This is a genomic window from Micromonospora sp. NPDC005252, from assembly GCF_042872475.1.
In the GTDB taxonomy this organism is placed as follows: domain Bacteria; phylum Actinomycetota; class Actinomycetes; order Mycobacteriales; family Micromonosporaceae; genus Micromonospora.
In genome coordinates this window covers 21,178-37,599 of sequence record NZ_JBIAKN010000012.1, presented here as the reverse complement: position 1 = coordinate 37,599, position 16,422 = coordinate 21,178, and the positions used below count along the sequence as shown (strand labels likewise).

General features: G+C 72.7%; 13 protein-coding genes. 3 read left to right on the top strand and 10 right to left on the bottom strand.

Features of this window, described 5'->3' with window-relative positions; genetic code table 11:
- Positions 1–77: 77 nt before the first annotated feature.
- The 3 genes from ACFYPH_RS26285 to ACFYPH_RS26275 are packed head-to-tail and all read right to left on the bottom strand — an operon-like array spanning position 78 to position 4,220.
- Complete coding sequence (locus ACFYPH_RS26285) at positions 78–1,883, bottom strand: PucR family transcriptional regulator (protein WP_387185565.1); 1,806 nt, start codon at positions 1,881–1,883, stop codon at positions 78–80.
- Positions 1,880–3,331 carry an argininosuccinate synthase gene (gene argG / locus ACFYPH_RS26280; RefSeq protein WP_234588495.1) on the bottom strand — a complete coding sequence of 484 codons (1,452 nt, stop codon included), beginning with the start codon at positions 3,329–3,331 and terminating at the stop codon, positions 1,880–1,882. Before argG ends, ACFYPH_RS26285 begins: the two co-directional genes overlap by 4 nt.
- Before the next feature lie 28 nt (positions 3,332–3,359).
- The gene (locus tag ACFYPH_RS26275; RefSeq protein ID WP_354858433.1) at positions 3,360–4,220 is read right to left on the bottom strand and encodes an RNA methyltransferase; all 861 of its coding nucleotides are present in this window, start codon (positions 4,218–4,220) and stop codon (positions 3,360–3,362) included.
- Between the two features lie 86 nt (positions 4,221–4,306).
- On the opposite strand from ACFYPH_RS26275, the gene ACFYPH_RS26270 reads away from it, so the two are divergent.
- Positions 4,307–6,139, top strand: coding sequence for a thiamine pyrophosphate-requiring protein (locus ACFYPH_RS26270; RefSeq protein ID WP_387185562.1), 1,833 nt, complete (start codon positions 4,307–4,309; stop codon positions 6,137–6,139).
- 10 nt (positions 6,140–6,149) lie between these two features.
- On the opposite strand, the gene ACFYPH_RS26265 is transcribed toward ACFYPH_RS26270, so the two are convergent.
- The 4 genes from ACFYPH_RS26265 to ACFYPH_RS26250 all read right to left on the bottom strand — a co-directional run bounded on the left by ACFYPH_RS26265 (position 6,150) and on the right by ACFYPH_RS26250 (position 11,078).
- Entirely contained in the window at positions 6,150–8,351 is a 2,202-nt protein-coding gene (locus ACFYPH_RS26265; RefSeq protein ID WP_363940027.1) for a transglycosylase domain-containing protein, read from the bottom strand.
- A gap of 193 nt (positions 8,352–8,544) precedes the next feature.
- Positions 8,545–9,312 (bottom strand): hypothetical protein, encoded by a 768-nt coding sequence (locus ACFYPH_RS26260; protein WP_354861717.1) that lies wholly within the window; start codon positions 9,310–9,312, stop codon positions 8,545–8,547.
- Positions 9,313–9,492: 180 nt separating this feature from the next.
- Positions 9,493–10,599 (bottom strand): SPFH domain-containing protein, encoded by a 1,107-nt coding sequence (locus ACFYPH_RS26255; protein WP_354861715.1) that lies wholly within the window; start codon positions 10,597–10,599, stop codon positions 9,493–9,495.
- Positions 10,600–10,604: 5 nt separating this feature from the next.
- Positions 10,605–11,078 carry an NfeD family protein gene (locus ACFYPH_RS26250; protein ID WP_354861713.1) on the bottom strand — a complete coding sequence of 158 codons (474 nt, stop codon included), beginning with the start codon at positions 11,076–11,078 and terminating at the stop codon, positions 10,605–10,607.
- 121 nt (positions 11,079–11,199) lie between these two features.
- Here ACFYPH_RS26250 and ACFYPH_RS26245 point away from each other — a divergent pair, with 121 nt between their 5' ends.
- Positions 11,200–12,513 carry a serine hydrolase domain-containing protein gene (locus ACFYPH_RS26245; protein WP_355067145.1) on the top strand — a complete coding sequence of 438 codons (1,314 nt, stop codon included), beginning with the start codon at positions 11,200–11,202 and terminating at the stop codon, positions 12,511–12,513.
- 43 nt (positions 12,514–12,556) lie between these two features.
- Here ACFYPH_RS26245 and ACFYPH_RS26240 read toward each other — a convergent pair whose 3' ends face one another.
- Entirely contained in the window at positions 12,557–13,369 is an 813-nt protein-coding gene (locus ACFYPH_RS26240; protein WP_363940152.1) for a DUF3097 domain-containing protein, read from the bottom strand.
- A gap of 258 nt (positions 13,370–13,627) precedes the next feature.
- Here ACFYPH_RS26240 and ACFYPH_RS26235 point away from each other — a divergent pair, with 258 nt between their 5' ends.
- A complete protein-coding gene (locus tag ACFYPH_RS26235; protein ID WP_039908695.1) occupies positions 13,628–14,422 on the top strand; it encodes a hypothetical protein in 795 nt (264 codons plus the stop codon).
- Between the two features lie 129 nt (positions 14,423–14,551).
- On the opposite strand, the gene ACFYPH_RS26230 is transcribed toward ACFYPH_RS26235, so the two are convergent.
- Together ACFYPH_RS26230 and ACFYPH_RS26225 are read right to left on the bottom strand one after the other, a co-directional pair.
- On the bottom strand, positions 14,552–15,331 hold the full coding sequence (locus ACFYPH_RS26230) for an HAD-IIA family hydrolase (RefSeq protein WP_354861708.1): 780 nt from the start codon (positions 15,329–15,331) through the stop codon (positions 14,552–14,554).
- Positions 15,324–16,376 carry a ferrochelatase gene (locus tag ACFYPH_RS26225; protein WP_354861706.1) on the bottom strand — a complete coding sequence of 351 codons (1,053 nt, stop codon included), beginning with the start codon at positions 16,374–16,376 and terminating at the stop codon, positions 15,324–15,326. The genes ACFYPH_RS26230 and ACFYPH_RS26225 overlap by 8 nt, the downstream gene beginning before the upstream one ends.
- Between the last annotated feature and the right edge of the window lie 46 nt (positions 16,377–16,422).

Genomic DNA, 16,422 nt, shown 5'->3' with positions numbered 1-16,422 from the left:
TATTGCCACTCTCATCGGCGTGTCTTGGCAATAACTTCATGATCAACGCGGGAGGTGGGGGGCAGAGAGGGAGGGGGTCAGGGGGTGCGGACTGCTTCCAGGGCCAGCAGGGCCACGTGCAGGGAGAGGCTTGCCTCTACCGAGTCGAGGTCCACGTCGAGGATGCGGGCTATGCGGGCCAGGCGTTCGTAGAAGGCCGGTCGGGACAGGTGGGCGGCCGCGGCGCCGGCGGACTTGTTGCGCCCCTGCTCCAGGTACGCGCGCAGGGTGTCGAGGAGCCGCTCCCGGGGGTGCTGGGCGTCGTACTCCAGCAGTGGGCCGAGTTCGCGCTCCACGAAGGTCTGTAGCCGGGGCTCGTCGCGCAGCAGGTGCAGCAGCCCCGCGAGGCCCACGTGCGGCAGTCGGAAGATCGGCAGGTCACGCCGGTCCCGTCGGGCCGCCTCGACGATCTGCCGCGCCTCGACGAGCGACCGTCGAGCCTCGCGCAGACTGCTCACCCCGGACCCGGCGGCCACGATCAGTCCGGCCGACGCGCCGCCGACGCTGCCCCGCAGCGCGTCGACACCCGACCCCAGCCGGGACGGATCGGCAGCGGACGTGGCCCGGCCCGTGCCGGCGTCGAGGCGTACCCGACGAAGTGCGCCGGCGAACGCGGTCAGCGCGCGGTCCTCGGCGGCCGCGTCGGGCAGGGCCAGCAGCGCGCCCACCGAGTTGTCGTCGACCGCGCTGGTGAGCGCGGTCAGCTTCGCCTCCCGCAGTGCCTGGCCGACGGCCTCGGACAGGTCCCGCAGCCGGGCCTGGCCGGCCTCGGGGCCGCCCTCTCCGGCGGGGTCGTCGCCACGGTGGCGAACCATCACGCCGACGAGGTGCCGGCGGTCCAGCGCCACACCGAGCGCCTTGGCGCGCAGCGCCACCTCGTCGACCGGTCGGGAGTGGTCGAGCAACGCCGTGAGCAGGGTGCGGTGCAGCTGCCGTTCCAGCCCCTCGGCGTCGCGGCGGATCAACCGGCCCAGCGCGAGGGTGGACGCGGCCCGCTCGATGAGGATGGTGAGCCGGGTGGGCGGGGCGACGGTCGGCTCGCCAGGCCGGGCGCTGGGCGCGTCTCCGCTGGCCGGCCAGCGCAGCAGCAACCGCCCCCAGTCCTGCCCGCGGGCGCCGACGACCGTCACCAGCCAGCCGCTGTCCGGGTCGTACGCGGTGCGCCCGGCCGGCCGGATCCGCCGCGAGTGCTGCTCCCAGCCGTCCAGCAGCAGCTCGGCGCTCTCCCCCGCCGGGTCGTACCCGAGGACCTGCCGGGACAGGTTCTCCAGCACGACCGGGCACCCGGACAGCTCGGCAGCCTGCCGGATCACCTCGGCCGCGTCGGCGCCCTCGACGGAGAGGTCGGTGAACCGCTGGTGGATCTCCTCGGCGGCCCGCAGCTCGGTGAGCTGCGCGTCGACGATCAGCGCGTGCACCGCCTCGGTGATCCGCACGAACGGGGTGGCCCGGCGCAGCTCGACCAGGGGCAGGCCGCGCCGCTCGGCGGCGGCGGCCATCACCCGGGGTACGCCGCTGACGTACCGGCGGCCCAGTTCGACGACGAGCCCGGAGACACCGACGTCGGCGAGGTCGCCGATGAACGCGCGCAGGCCCGCGTCATCGGCCGGCAACCCGATGCCTGTGGTGAGCACCAGCTCGCCGCCGCCGAGCAGGGTGGCGATGTCGGGTACCTCGGCGACGTGCACCCAGCGGACCGGCCGGTCCAGCCCGGCGTCCCCGGCGACCACGCGGGGAGCACCGTGGCGGACGGGATCCAGGGCGAGGACCTCACGGACGGTAGGGAACACGGCCGCCACGCTACCGTCCGTGACCCCGGACCTCGACGTGCCGGGGCCGCTCAGTCGACGCCGAACTCCATGGCGGCGCGGTCGAGCGCCTCGTCGGCGGCGGAGGCGACGCCCCGGGAGGCGATGGCCTCCGCGCCGCCCTCGGGCATCGCGCCGATCAGCCCGGTCGAGGCTGCCTGCGCGGCGCCGATCATCCGCTGGGGTGCCGCGCCGCCGACCATGCCGAGGGAGGCGTACTGCTCGAGCTTCGCCCGCGAGTCGGCGATGTCCAGGTTGCGCATGGTGAGCTGGCCGATCCGGTCGGACGGGCCGAACGCCGAGTCCTCGGTGCGCTCCATCGACAGCTTGTCCGGGTGGTAGCTGAACGCGGGGCCGGTCGTGTCCAGGATCGAGTAGTCCTCGCCCCGGCGCAGCCGCAGCGTCACCTCGCCGGTGACCGCCGTGCCGACCCAGCGCTGCAACGACTCGCGCAGCATCAGCGCCTGCGGGTCGAGCCAACGGCCCTCGTACATCAGGCGACCGAGGCGGCGGCCCTCGCTGTGGTAGTTCGCCAGGGTGTCCTCGTTGTGGATGGCGTTGACCAGCCGCTCGTACGCGGCGTGCAGCAGCGCCATGCCGGGCGCCTCGTAGATGCCCCGGCTCTTGGCCTCGATGATCCGGTTCTCGATCTGGTCGGACATGCCCAGGCCGTGCCGGCCGCCGATGGCGTTGGCCTCCAGCACCAGGTCGACGGGGCTGCCGAACTCCTTGCCGTTGATCGTCACCGGGCGACCCTGGTCGAACCCGATCGTGACGTCCTCGGTCGGGATCTCCACCGACGGGTCCCAGAACCGGACACCCATGATCGGGCTGACCGTCTCGATGCCGGTGTCGAGGTGCTCCAGGGTCTTCGCCTCGTGCGTCGCGCCCCAGATGTTGGCGTCGGTGGAGTATGCCTTCTCGGTGCTGTCCCGGTACGGCAGGCCGCGCTCCAGCAGCCACTCCGACATCTCCTTACGCCCACCCAGTTCGGTGACGAAGTCGGTGTCGAGCCACGGCTTGTAGATGCGCAGCTGCGGGTTGGCCAGCAGGCCGTAGCGGTAGAACCGCTCGATGTCGTTGCCCTTGAAGGTCGAGCCGTCGCCCCAGATCTGGACGTCGTCGGAGATCATCGCCCGCACCAGCAGGGTGCCGGTCACGGCCCGGCCCAGCGGGGTGGTGTTGAAGTACGCCCGCCCGCCGGAGCGGATGTGGAAGGCGCCGCAGGTCAGCGCCGCGAGGCCCTCCTCGACCAGGGCGGCGCGGCAGTCGACCAGCCGGGCGACCTCGGCGCCGTAGCTGAGCGCACGGCCGGGCACGGAGCCGATGTCGGGCTCGTCGTACTGGCCGATGTCGGCGGTGTAGGCGCAGGGGACGGCGCCCTTGTCGCGCATCCACGCGACCGCGACCGAGGTGTCGAGGCCGCCGGAGAAGGCGATGCCGACACGTTCGCCGATGGGCAGGGAGGTGAGAACCTTGGACACGGGGAAGATTATTCAGCAAGACGCATGGTCATGCAAGCGGATCGTCGCGACCCAGTTCCCAGAACGCCACCGCCGCCGCGGCGGCGACGTTCAACGAGTCCACGCCGCGCCGCATCGGGACGACCACCCGCACGTCGCTGGCCGCCTGCGCCGCCGCGGTGAGACCGGGACCCTCGGCGCCGAGCAGCAACGCCGCCCGCGCGCGCTGCGCCGGGGTCAACCGCTGAATGGGTACGGCGTCCGGCGCCGGCGTCATGGCGAGCACGGTGAAGCCCGCCTCGCGTACCTCGTCGAGGCCGGTGGGCCAGCGTTCGAGCTTGGCGTACGGCATCGCGAAGACCTCGCCCATGCTGACCCGCACACTGCGCCGGTAGAGCGGATCGGCGCAGGACGGCGACAGCAGCACGGCGTCGATGCCCAGCGCGGCGGCGCCCCGGAAGATCGCGCCGAGGTTCGTGTGGTTGTTGACGTCCTCCAGGATCACCACCCGGCGCGCGGCGGCGAGCACCTCGGCCGCCGTCGGCAGCGAGCGGCGGTGGAACGACGCGAGCACCCCCCGGTGTACGTGGAAACCGGTGGCCCGTTGCAGCACGTCCTGGGTGGCGGCGTAGACGGGCGCGTCGCCGGTGTCCAGGTCGGCGAGCTGGTCGACGCGCTTGGCGTCGACCAGGTACGACCGGGCCGGATAGCCGGCGCGCAGCGCCCGGCGCAGCACCAACTCGCCCTCGGCGATGAACAGGCCGTGCGGAGGCTCCCAGCGGGTGCGTAGCTCGACGTCGGTGAGCGCGCGGTAGTCGGCGATCCGGTCGTCGTCGGGGTCGGTGATCTCGTGGACGGGCACCCGCCGATTCTGCCGGACGGCCGACCCCCGCTCCGGATGGCCGCCCAACGGGGTGTTTTGTCCGGTCGAGACGGGGAACGACCGGTGGAATACCGGACCCGACGGGAAGGACCAGCCAGGTGAGCGCAGACCACATGGCACCGGGCGAAGCGGGCGCGCTGCCCCGGCGACCGACCGTCGCGGACCACATCGTCTCCCGCCTGTTCAGCTGGGGCGTGCGGCGCTACTTCGGCTATCCCGGCGACGGCATCAACGGCATCACCTCCGCCCTGCAACGCACCAAAGAGCGCGCCCAGTTCGTCCAGGTCCGGCACGAGGAGACCGCCGGCTTCGCCGCCTCCGCGCACGTCAAGTACGGCGGCGGGCCGCTGGGCTGCGCGCTGGTGACCAGCGGGCCCGGCGCCATCCACCTGCTCAACGGCCTGTACGACGCCAAGCTCGACCACCAGCCGGTGGTCGCCCTCGTCGGGCACACCGCGGTGACCGCCGAGGGCGGCGGCTACTACCAGGAGGTCGACCTCCTCGCCCTCTACAAGGACGTCGCGGCGGCGTTCCTGGCCCAGCTCGACCACCCGGCGCAGGTGCGTCACCTCGTCGACCGGGCGTGCCGCACGGCGCTGTCCCGGCGTACCGTCACCGCCCTGGTGCTCCCGTCGGACCTGCAGGACGAGCCGGCCATCCCGGACCCGCCGCACGCGCACGGCTACTACCACACCAGCAACGTGCCGAGCAGCACGCCGACCATTCCGCCGCAGGCCGACCTGCGCCGCGCCGCCGAGGTGCTGCGCGGCGGCGAGCGGGTGGCCATGCTGGTCGGGCAGGGCGCGCTCGGCGCGCAGGACGAGGTCCGCGAGATCGCTCACCGGCTCGGCGCCGGGGTGGCCACCGCGCTGCTCGGCTTCACCGTCGTCGACCATCGCGAGCCGTGGGTGACCGGCGCGATCGGGCTGCTCGGCACCCGGCCCAGCTGGCAGCTCATGACCGGCTGCGACCGGCTGCTGATCGTGGGCAGCAACATGCCGTACTCGGAGTTCTACCCGCCACCCGGTCAGGCCCGCGCGGTGCAGATCGACCTGGACGGCACCCAGCTCGGGCTGCGCTACCCGACCGAGGTGAACCTGACCGGCGACGCCCGTCCGACCCTGCGGGCGCTACTGGACGAGCTGGGCCCCGGCCCCGGGCCGACCGCCTGGCGGGCCGAGATCGCCGAGACCACCTCGGCCTGGCGGCGTGTCCAGCGCGACCTGGCCGCGCAGACCGCCGACCCGGTCAACCCGCAACTGCTGTTCACCACGCTCAGCGACCGGCTCCCCGACGACGTGATGCTCGCCGTGGACTGCGGCACCGCGACCGCCTGGTACTCCCGGCACGTGCAGGTCCGGCCCGGGATGCTGGCCAGCCTCTCCGGCACGCTGCTGTCCATGGGTGGCGCCATGCCGTACGCCCTGAGCGCCAAGTTCGCCCACCCGGACCGGCCACTGGTCGCGCTGATCGGCGACGGGGCGATGCAGATGAACGGCGTCAACGAGCTGATCACCGTGGCGAAGTACTGGCGCGGCTGGGCCGACCCGCGGTTCGTGGTGCTGGTGCTCAACAACCGGGACCTGGCGTTCGTCAGCTGGGAACAGCGCTCCAGCGAGGGGACGCCGATGTTCCCGGACAGCCAGCAACTGCCGGACATCGGCTACCACCAGTGGGCCCAGGTGCTCGGGCTGCACGGAGAGCTCATCGACGCGCCGGAGCAGGTGCCCGGCGTCTGGGAGCGCGCGCTGACCGCCGACCGGCCGGTCGTCATCAACGCGCTGGTCGACCCGGCCGAGCTGATGCTGCCGCCGCACTTCACCGCCGAGCAGGCCCGCAAGACCGCAGCGGCGGTGCTACGGGGCGACACCGACTGGGCCGGCATCATCCGCCGCGGCCTCCCCGCGACGATCGCCAGCTACCGCCCCCGCCGCCGCGAGCGCTGACCCCGCCGGGTCAGCCGCGGCGGTCGAGCCAGCGTTGCAGGGCCGAGCGCGGGTCCTGGCCCTGGGTGGGCTGCTGGCGCTCGGGGACGGCGGGGCGCTCCACCGGGCGGCGGGGCTCGCCGGCCAGCTCGCGGCTCGGCGCGACGAACGCCATCTCCGGCTGACCCTTCACCGCCGTGGCGATGACCCGGGCGACCGCGTCGATCACCTTGCTCTGCACCGCCGAACCCACCGAGTCGGCGGGGTCGTCCGGGTTGGCGGCGATGCCGGCGACGGCCACCTGCGGGGTGAAGCCGACGAACGTCTCGGTGGCGTTCTCCTCCGAGCTACCCGTCTTGCCGGCCACCGGCCGACCGCCGAGGATGTCGTTCACGCCGGTGGCGGTGCCGCCGTTGCACTGCCCGTACGGCGACTGCTGGCCCACCGGGCAGCGGGCCGCATCGGTCGCGGCGCGCGCCACGTCGGCGTCGAGGACCCGCTTGCAGGACGGCTGGCCGACCGGCACCGTCGCGCCCTTCGCGTCGGTCACCGAGACCACCGGCACCGGCGTGCAGTAGGTGCCCTCGGCGGCCACCGTGGCGTACGCGTTGGCCAGGTCCAGCGGGGTGGTGGCGGCGACGCCCAGGGTGAACGACCCCCAGTTCGCGGCGTTGTCCTTGGCGAAGGCGGCGTCCGTGTCGGCGCGGAAGGTGATGCCCAGCCGCTGCGCCATCTCCACCACCTTGTCCTGGCCGACCTGCTCGGCCAGCCAGACGAAGTAGGTGTTCACCGAACGGCCGAAGCCGTCCCACATCATCCGGTACCCGTCCATCCAGTCCGGGTTGGCGTTCGCCGGGCACCAGCGGCCGTCGCAACTGCCCGGCCCCTCGGCGGCGTACCGGGTGGGCAGCTTGGCGGGCGCGTCGAACCCGGTGGAGAGGGTACGGCCCGACTCCAGCGCGGCGAGCATGGTGAACAGCTTGAACGTCGAACCCGCCTGGTAGCCGTCGACACTGGCCCCGCCAGAGATCAACGGGTTGACGGTGTTCGGGTAGTTCGCCTGCCCGGCCGGGTTGTCGGCGAGGCTGTAGTGCCGGTTGACCGCCATCGCCAGCACCCGACCGGTGCCCGGCTGCACGGCCGCGATCGGCAGGGCGCGCTTGTTGTCGTACCCGTACACCTTGGTGGCCTGCTGCTGCGCGGTGGCCTGGACCTGCGGATCGAGCGAGGTGACGACTGTGTAGCCGCCCGAGCGCAGGGCCTGCTCGCGCTCGGCGGTGGTGGCGCCGAAGGCCGGCTGGGTCAGCCACCACTGGCGCAGGTAGTCACAGAAGTAGCCCCAGTCGTCGTGGCCCTGGGCGACGGCGGTGCAGCCGTTGGGCTGCGCGGTCGGGTGCAGGGTCAGCGGCTCCGCCTTGGCCTGCGCGGCCTGCGCGGCGGTGATCGCGCCGGTGGCGGCCATCGAGTCCAGCACGTACGACCGGCGGGCCAGCGCCTCGTCCTTGTCGCCGCTGATCGGGCTGTACGCGTCCGGGGACTGCACCAGGCCGGCGAGCAACGCCGACTCGGCGAGGGTCAGGTTCGCCGGCGGCTTGCCGAAGTAGCGCTGGCTGGCCGCCGCGATCCCGTACGCCCCGGAGCCGAAGTAGGCGATGTTCAGGTACCGGTTGAGGATCTCGTCCTTGCCGAGGCTCTTCTCCAGCGCGCCCGCGTACCGGATCTCCTGGAGCTTGCGACCGACGGTCGGGTCGGTGGCGGCGGCGCGCTCCTGCGGCGTGCGGGTGGGGTCGGTCTTGAGCACGTTGCGGACGTACTGCATGGTCAGCGTGGAGCCGCCCTGCTCGGTGCCGCCGCCCTTGACGTTGGCGACCAGCGCTCGGGCCAGGCCCCGCAGGTCCGCGCCGCCGTGGTCGTAGAACCGCCGGTCCTCGGCCGCCACGATCGCCTGCCGCATCACCGGGGCGACGTCCGCCAGCGCGACGTCGGTGCGGTTCACGTCGTAGAACGTGGTGAGCAGCGTCTTGCCGTCGTTGGCGTAGAGGTACGAGCGCTGCGGGGTGGCCGGGGTCTTCAGCGAGGCCGGCAACGCGGCGTACGACCCGATCGCGGCGCGCGCGGCGAACCCGACCAGCAGGTTGCCCGGGAGCGCGGCGACGGCCAGGGCGAGCCCGGCCAGCACGCCGGCGAGCAGCACGGTGAACAGCCGCGACAGCGGCGAGCGAGAGGCGGCCATGCTCCCCAGGATTGCCACAAAAACCGCCAACCGACCACCCCCGCCTCCCAACTGTCACCAACTTCACGGCCCCCGCCCAGCCCCCACCCAGCCCCCGGCCCGCGTTGATCATGAAGTTATTGCCACGACACGCCGAGGCCGAAGGCAATAACATCATGATCAACGGCAGCGGGAGGACGCCCGCGCGGGCGCTTCAGGGGTTTGGGGTGCTCAGGCTGGCGTTGGCGGCGTCTCGGGCGGTTTCGCGGGGCATCAGGCGGCCGGAGCGGTAGCCGATGCCGATGCCGGCGATCAGCACGAAGATCGCGCCGAACGTCTGTAGCGAGCCGATCAGGGCACCTCCCAGGCCCAGCAGCGGTGCGGCGATGATCAGCATGATTCCGTCGCCGAGGCTGAAGGTGCCCGAGCGGGCCACCGCCCACCCGGTGAGGAACCAGCCCACGCTGTAGAACGTCGCGCCGAGCAGGACCAGCGAGCGCGCGGTGGTGCCGAAGACCGGCGTCTGCTCTTCGAGCCCGGCGAAGGGCAGCATCAGCACGGTTCCGGCGATGCTGATCAGCAGGCCGGCGGCGGCCACCCGGCGGCTGCGCGTGGCGGCCAGCAGGCCCGTGAGGGCCAGGAGCGCGAGCAGGCCGAGCCAGACCGCGGCCACCCAGCCGATCAGATACACGGCCCGGCCGTCGGCCGGATAGGGGTCGTTGCCCACCCCGCCGTCGCTGGCCATCGCCACCGCGCCGTAGAGAATGGCGTACGCGGGCAGCAGCCACACCGCGGCCCGCGCGAACCGGCGTACCGACCAGGCCCAGCTGGCATTCGTGGCCGGGGCGCCCGGGGTCGGCTCGCCCACGAAGGGCAGTACGCCGAATCCTCCACCGGTGCTCCGGGAGCCCAGTGGGGCGACCGGGTCGTGCGCGCCGGGCACCGGGGCCGAGGACCACATCCGATTCGCCGGATCCTTCATGCGTCACCTCGCTCGTCCGCGAGCGGTGCGAGACGCGCCGGGGCGCCCCGATTGCCTGGTCACCACCCGTCCTAGGACCGATCGTGGCAGGCATCGGAGCGCCCCATGAGCATTTTTCGCATTAAGGCCGTGGGCCGGAGCCTCCGTTCGAGGCTCGCCCTGTCCGGCCGACGTGCCGGATCAGCCGCGCTCGCGCTGGTCGGCCGGGTCCTCGGTCAGGCTGGCCGGGGTGACCGGCTCCGGCGCGGGCAGCCCCTGCGGCTTGTTGCCGCCGGTGGCCTGCGCCTCGGCGACGCGTACCTCGTCGTGGATCTGCTGAGCGGCGTCCGCCGCGGCCTGCGCCGCCTCCGCGGCCTCGCGCTCCACCTGGCTCGCGTGGTCGGCGGCCTCCGGCGCGGGAAGGTCCCCGACCATCTGGCTCAGCCCACCGAGCGCGCCACCCATCCCCTCCAGGGCCTTGGTCAGCTCGGCCGGGATGATCCAGACCTTGTTGGCGCTGCCCTGGGCGATCTGCGGCAGAGCCTGCAGGTACTGGTAGGCGAGCACCTTCTGGCTCGGGTTCGCCTGGTGGATCGCGTCGAAGACCGTCCGGATCGCCTTCGCCTGACCTTCGGCCTGCAGGATCCGGGCCTGCCGGTCACCGTCGGCCCGCAACACCGCCGACTGCTTGTCACCCTCGGCGGTGAGGATCACCGACTGCTTGTGGCCCTCGGCGGTCAGGATCGCCGCACGGCGGTCCCGCTCGGCGCGCATCTGCTTCTCCATCGAGTCGCGGATGCTGGCCGGCGGCTCGATCGCCTTGATCTCGACCCGGGTCACCTTGATGCCCCACCGGCCGGTGGTCTCGTCGAGCACGCCCGAGAGGTGCCGGTTGATCTCGTCCCGGCTGGTCAGTGCCCGCTCCAGGTCCAGGGAACCGATCACGTTACGCAACGTGGTGACTGTCAACTGCTCGATGGCCTGGAGGAAGCTGGAGATCTCGTAGGTCGCCCGGACCGAGTCGACCACCTTGAAGTACAGAACCGTGTCGATCGAGACCACCAGGTTGTCCGAGGTGATCACCGGCTGCGGCGGGAAGCTGACCACCTGCTCCCGCATGTCGACCTTGGTGCGAACCGCATCGATGAACGGCACCAGCAGGTTGAGGCCGGGATTGAGGGTGCGCTTGTACTTGCCGAGTCGTTCCACCACGTCCTGGCGCTGCTGCGGCACGATCCGCACCGCCTTGGCCAGTGTTATCACGGCGATCAACGCCACCGCGATCACCAGCACCCCGACTGTTGTCATCCCGTTCACCCTCTCGCTTCCGGCAAGTCGCCGGCGGAAGAAACATCGTCCTGCCAGACCAGGGCGGTCGCGCCCCGGACCTTAATCACCCGAACCCGCTCGCCGGGCTCGAAAGTCTGCGTCGTGTCGTACGGCCGGGCACTCCACAGCTCCCCGTCGATCTTGACGAGGCCACTGTCGGCGTCCACCCGCTCCAGCACCAGCGCCGTGGAGCCCTCGATCGCCTCCACGCCGAACGGCTGTTCGCCGCTCTCCAGCGCCGAACGGCGGTGCCGCTTGATCACCGGTCGCGCCACCACCAGGCTCAACGCGGACACCACCGCGAAGACCAGGGCCTGCACGGCCACCGGCGCACCCAGAGCGGCGGCACCGGCGGCGGCGAAGGCGCCGAGCCCGAACATGATGAGAAAGAGGGTCGTCGTGAAGATCTCGGCGACCGCCAGCACCACACCCAAAACGATCCACACCACGGCGTCCACACCACGATCCTGACACGCAAACGCACGCGCGACCTCCCCCCGAAGATCAGTAGGCTCGACCAGGCCCCTTTCCGGCCCGCCGAAACGCCACCGACCAGCGGCCCGACCCCAGGAGATCCCCTTGACGCTGCTGCCCGAGACCGCCCGGCAGATCGACGCCCGGGTCGCGCAGGCCCAGGCCGACGGCCACACCCCGTCGCTGGTGCTGGGCGTGGTGTGCGACGGCACGCTGGCGCACCTGGCCACCGCCGGCGCGCACCCCCGCCCGGACGCCGACCTCCAGTACCGGTTGGGCTCGATCAGCAAGACCATGACCGCGACCCTGATCATGCAGTTGCGCGACGCGGGCCGGCTCGCCGTCGACGACCCGGTGGAGCGCCACCTGCCGGGCACCAGCGTCGGCGCGCTCACCCTGCGCCAACTGCTCGCGCACGCCAGCGGCATCCAGCGCGAACCCGAGGGCGACTGGTGGGAACGGGCCGCCGGCGTGGACCTCACCACCCTGCTCGCCGGGGTCACCCCCGACAAGATCGCCTACCCGCCGCACCTCACCTACCACTACTCCAACCTGGCGTACGGGTTGCTCGGCGGCATCCTCGAACGACTCACCGGGACGCCCTGGGCCGACCTGCTCAACGAGCGGATCCTCACCCCGCTGGGCCTGCGCCGCACCACGTACGCGGCCAGCGAGCCGTTCGCCCGTGGCTACGTCGTGCACCCCTGGCACGACACCCTGCGCGAGGAGCCGCGTACCGACACCGGGGCGATGGCCCCGGCCGGGCAGCTCTGGTCGACGATCGAGGACCTGGGCCGCTGGGCGGCGTTCCTGGCCGACCCCGACCCGTCGGTGCTGGCCGCCGAGACGCTTACCGAGATGTGCTCGCCCGTGGTGATCAGCGACCAGGAGTCCTGGAGACACGGCCACGGCCTCGGGGTGGAGCTCCACCGGGAAGGCGACCGGGTGTACGTCGGACACGGCGGCTCCATGCCCGGCTACGTCGCCTCGCTGGCCGTGCACCGGCCCAGCCGCACCGCTGTCGTCGGCTTCGCCAACTCCTACGGTTTCCGTACCGGCCACATCGGCGGGCTGGGCCGGCAACTGCTCACGCTGGTGCTGGACGCCGAACCCGCCCCGGTCACCCCGTGGCTTCCGGCCGCCGCCCCGCCGCCGGCCGAACTCGCTGAGCTGACCGGCCGCTGGTGGTGGATGGGCACCACCATCGAGGTGTACGCGGACGCCGCCGGCGACCTGCACGCCGGCCCGGTCGGCGCACCGAACCTCCGGTTCGTTCCCGAGGGCCCGGACCGCTGGCGGGGTCGGGCCGGTGGGCAGGACGGCGAAATCCTCACGGTGCGCCGCGACGGACAGGGCCGCGCGGTCGCGCTGGACATCGCCACCTTCGTCTACACCCGCAGCCCCGACCAGGAGCCCTGAGAACCGCCCGCCCGTCACCCCGGCACGCCGCCGGAGCGGTGGGTCAGGCTGGTTCGGTGACGAAGTCGATGAGGCGTTCCATGGCGTTGATCAGGGGGGTCTCCACGTCGGCGAAGCTGTTCACCCGGGACAGGATGTGCCGCCACATGTCGGCCGGCTCGGCCACCCCGAGGGCCGCGCAGACCCCCTCCTTCCACGGCTGCCCCGGCGGCACGACCGGCCACGCCGCGATACCCAGCGCCGCCGGTTTGACCGCCTGCCAGACGTCCACGTACGGGTGGCCGGTCACCAGCACGTACGACGAGTTGACCCGGGCCACGATGCGGCTCTCCTTGCTGCCCGGCACCAGGTGGTCGACGAGCACGCCGAGTCGTCGGGTCGGGCCGGGGCCGAAGTCGCGTACGTCGGCGTCCAGGTCGTCGATGCCGTCCAACGGCTCGACCACCACGCCCTCGATCCGCAGGTCGTCGCCCCAGATCCGCTCGACGAGGGCGGCGTCGTGGATGCCCTCCACCCAGATCCGACTGGCCTTGGCCACCTGGGCGCGAACATTGTCCACCGCCACCGAACCGGACGCGGTACGTCGGCGGGCCGCCGGCACCGGCGCGCGGCTCGGGCGGCGCAACGTCACCGGGCGGCCGTCGAGCAGGAACGCCGCGGGCAGCAGCGGGAAGTTGCGCCGCCGGCCGTGCCGGTCCTCCAGCACGACCGCGCCGGCCTCGAAGCCCACCACCGCACCGCAGAACCCGGAGTCGGCGTCCTCCACCACGAGATCCGGTTCGGCGTCCACCTCGGGGGTGACCTTCCGCCGCCGCCAGTCCCCCGCCAGCACGTCCTCGCCGTATCGCCCCGCCATGTCGATCACGCTAACGCCCCCACCAGCACCCCGCCCCCCGACACACCGCGCCACCCCATCGAGGTCTGCGGCTGCGCCAGCGCTCAGGGAGGTACGCGAGACGGGGTCGCAGCGCCGCGCCCCGGCGGCTGACGGTCAACCGCGGATCAGCGGGCCGCGCTGCGGGCGCGGATCGGGCGAAGGGGGCAGTTCGGGGCAGGCAGGGCGGCCGGAGCGGCAGTCGAGACACGGCCACCGATGACCACGTACCCTTTCGGCATGTCCACCCCCGCAACGGGCGCGGCCACGCTTGCGCCGCGCCGGTCGAGCCGGTTCGTTGCCTGGGTGCGCGCGTGGCGCGCCGGGCTGGTGCCGTACGACGAGGTCGCCGACGCCATCGCCGGCGACGAGGAGCACCTCGTTGCGGACGCCCCCGGCACCTGGACCGACGTCCCGCTGGGCGCCGCGCTGCCCACCCTGGCCAAGCTCTCCCCCGACGAGATCCGTCTGGTGCTGCCCGCGCCGGGCGACCCACGGGGTCTGCCCGGTCCCGGGGACTTCGCCGGGGCGGCCCTGGTGGCGGGCGAGGCGGTGGTGGCCGGTGGGCTGGGTCTGATCCCGCAGGTGCGCAGCCACACGTCCGGCTCGGGGGACTGTTTCGAGACGGTGCTGTGGCGGGTGTATCCGCTGCCGGCCAACGCCCCGGCCGCCTCGCTGTCGCTGCCCGGCGCCGCCGAGGCGGAGGCCGAGCTGGCCGCCGCGCTGGCCGAGACCACCGCCGCGCTGACCCGGCTCGACGTGGCCCAGTGGCGGCCCGAGTTGGCCGGAGCGCTGGCCGCGCTGCGCCGCCCGGACGGCGCCACCGACCTGCCACCCGGCTTCGACCCGCGGGCCCGCCGGCTCTTCGCCCGGGCCGCGGTGCTCGACCGGGTGCTCGCGCTAGCCGGGCACGCCGCCCCCGGTGGCGCGATCAACAACTACGAGGCCCAGCAGCGCGACGCCGCGCTGCGCCCGCTCACCACGGCCTGCCGGCAGGCGCTGGTCGCCGCCTGCAACGCCCCGCTACGCCCCTGACCCACGCCGCCCGCGATCATCACCGGCCCGCGCCGGGCATGATCGCGCTCGATCCAGGATGTCGTGGCCTCCGGCGCGCGCGTGACCACCACATCCATGTTCGAGCGCGATCATCAGCGCGCCGCTCGGTCAGACCTCGTCGAGCAGGTCGGCCACCGAGTTGATGATCCGGGACGGTCGGTACGGGTAGCGCTCCGCCTCGGTACGGCTGCTGATGCCGGTGAGCACCAGGATGGTCTCCAGCCCGGCCTCCAGACCACAGAGGATGTCGGTGTCCATCCGGTCGCCGATCATCGCGGTGGTCTCCGAGTGCGCGTTGATGGTGTTCAGCGCGGAGCGCATCATCATCGGATTGGGCTTGCCGACGAAGTACGGCTCCACCCCGGTCGCCTTGGAGATCATGGCGGCGACCGAGCCGGCGGCGGGCAGCGCGCCCTCCACCGACGGGCCGGTCACGTCGGGGTTGGTGCAGATGAACCGGGCCCCGTCGTTGATCAGCCGCACCGCCTTGGTGATCGCCTCGAAGCTGTAGGTGCGGGTCTCGCCGAGCACCACGTAGTCCGGGGCGAAGTCGGTGAGCACGTAGCCGACCGCGTGCAGCGCGGTGGTCAGGCCGGCCTCCCCGATGACGTACGCGGTGCCACCCGGCCGTTGGTCGGCGAGGAACTGGCCGGTGGCCAGGGCCGAAGACCAGATCGACTCCTCCGGCACGTCCAGACCCATCCGGCTCAACCGGGCCGTGAGGTCCCGCGGGGTGTAGATCGAGTTGTTGGTCAGCACCAGGAACGGCTTGCCGGAGGCGCGCAGCCGGTTGACGAACTCCGGTGCGCCGGGCACCGGCTGGCCCTCGTGCACCAGCACACCGTCCATGTCGGTGAGCCAGCTCTGCACGGGCTTGCGGTCATGCATCGGTGCTCCCAGCGGGCGTCGGACGGCGGGTCGGTACGCAGCACACGGTCGGGCAGGTGTCCCACATCGGCAGCTCGCCGAGGCGACGACGCAGCTGCGCGCCGTCCGGGTCGGTCCGCTCGGTGACCAGCTCCCGGACCATGGTCACGAAGCGCGGGTCGGTGCCCGGGGTGCCGGCCCGGACGAAGTCCAGGCCGAGTTGCTTGGCCGTCTCCAGCGCCTCGGTGTCGAGGTCCCACACGACTTCCAGGTGGTCGGAGACGAACCCGATCGGGCTGACCACCACGCTGGTGGTGCCACCCTCGGCGAGGGTGCCCAGGTGGTCGTTGATGTCCGGGTCCAGCCACGGCACGTGCGGGGGGCCCGAACGGCTCTGCCAGACCAGGTCGTACGCCAGGTCGGGGGCGGCGGCAGCGGCCACCAGCGCGGCGGCCTCCCGCAGTTGCGCCTCGTACCGGCCGCCGTGCGGGCCGGCGTTGGCCGCCATCGAGGTGGGGATGGAGTGGGCGGTGAACACCAGCCGGGTGGTGTCCCGCAACGCCTGGTCGAGCTGGCCCAGCGCGGCACGGACGGCGTCGATGTGCGGCTCGATGAAACCGGGGTGGTCCCAGAACTGGCGGATCTTCTCGATCACCGGGGCGTCCGGGCCGACGGCGGCGCGGGCGGCGGCGATGTCCTCCTGGTACTGCCGGCAGGACGAGTAGCCGCCGTACGCGCTGGTGACGAAGGCCAGCGCCCGGGTCACCCCGTCGTCGCGCATCTGCGTCACGGTGTCGGCGAGCATCGGGTCCCAGTTGCGGTTGCCCCAGTAGATGGGCAGGTCGAGGCCGTGCGCGGCGAAGTCGGCCCGGACGGCGGCCAGCAGCTCGCGGTTCTGCTGGTTGATCGGGGACACCCCGCCGAAGTGCTGGTAGTGCTCGGCGACCTCGGCCAGCCGCTCGGGCGGCACGCCTCGGCCGCGGGTCACGTTCTGCAGGAACGGCATCACGTCCTCGGGCCGTTCGGGCCCGCCGAAGGACACCAGCACCACCGCGTCGTACGCCATGGGGCCATTCTCGCCCCTCGGCCGCGACGGCCCGGCGACGCCCCCT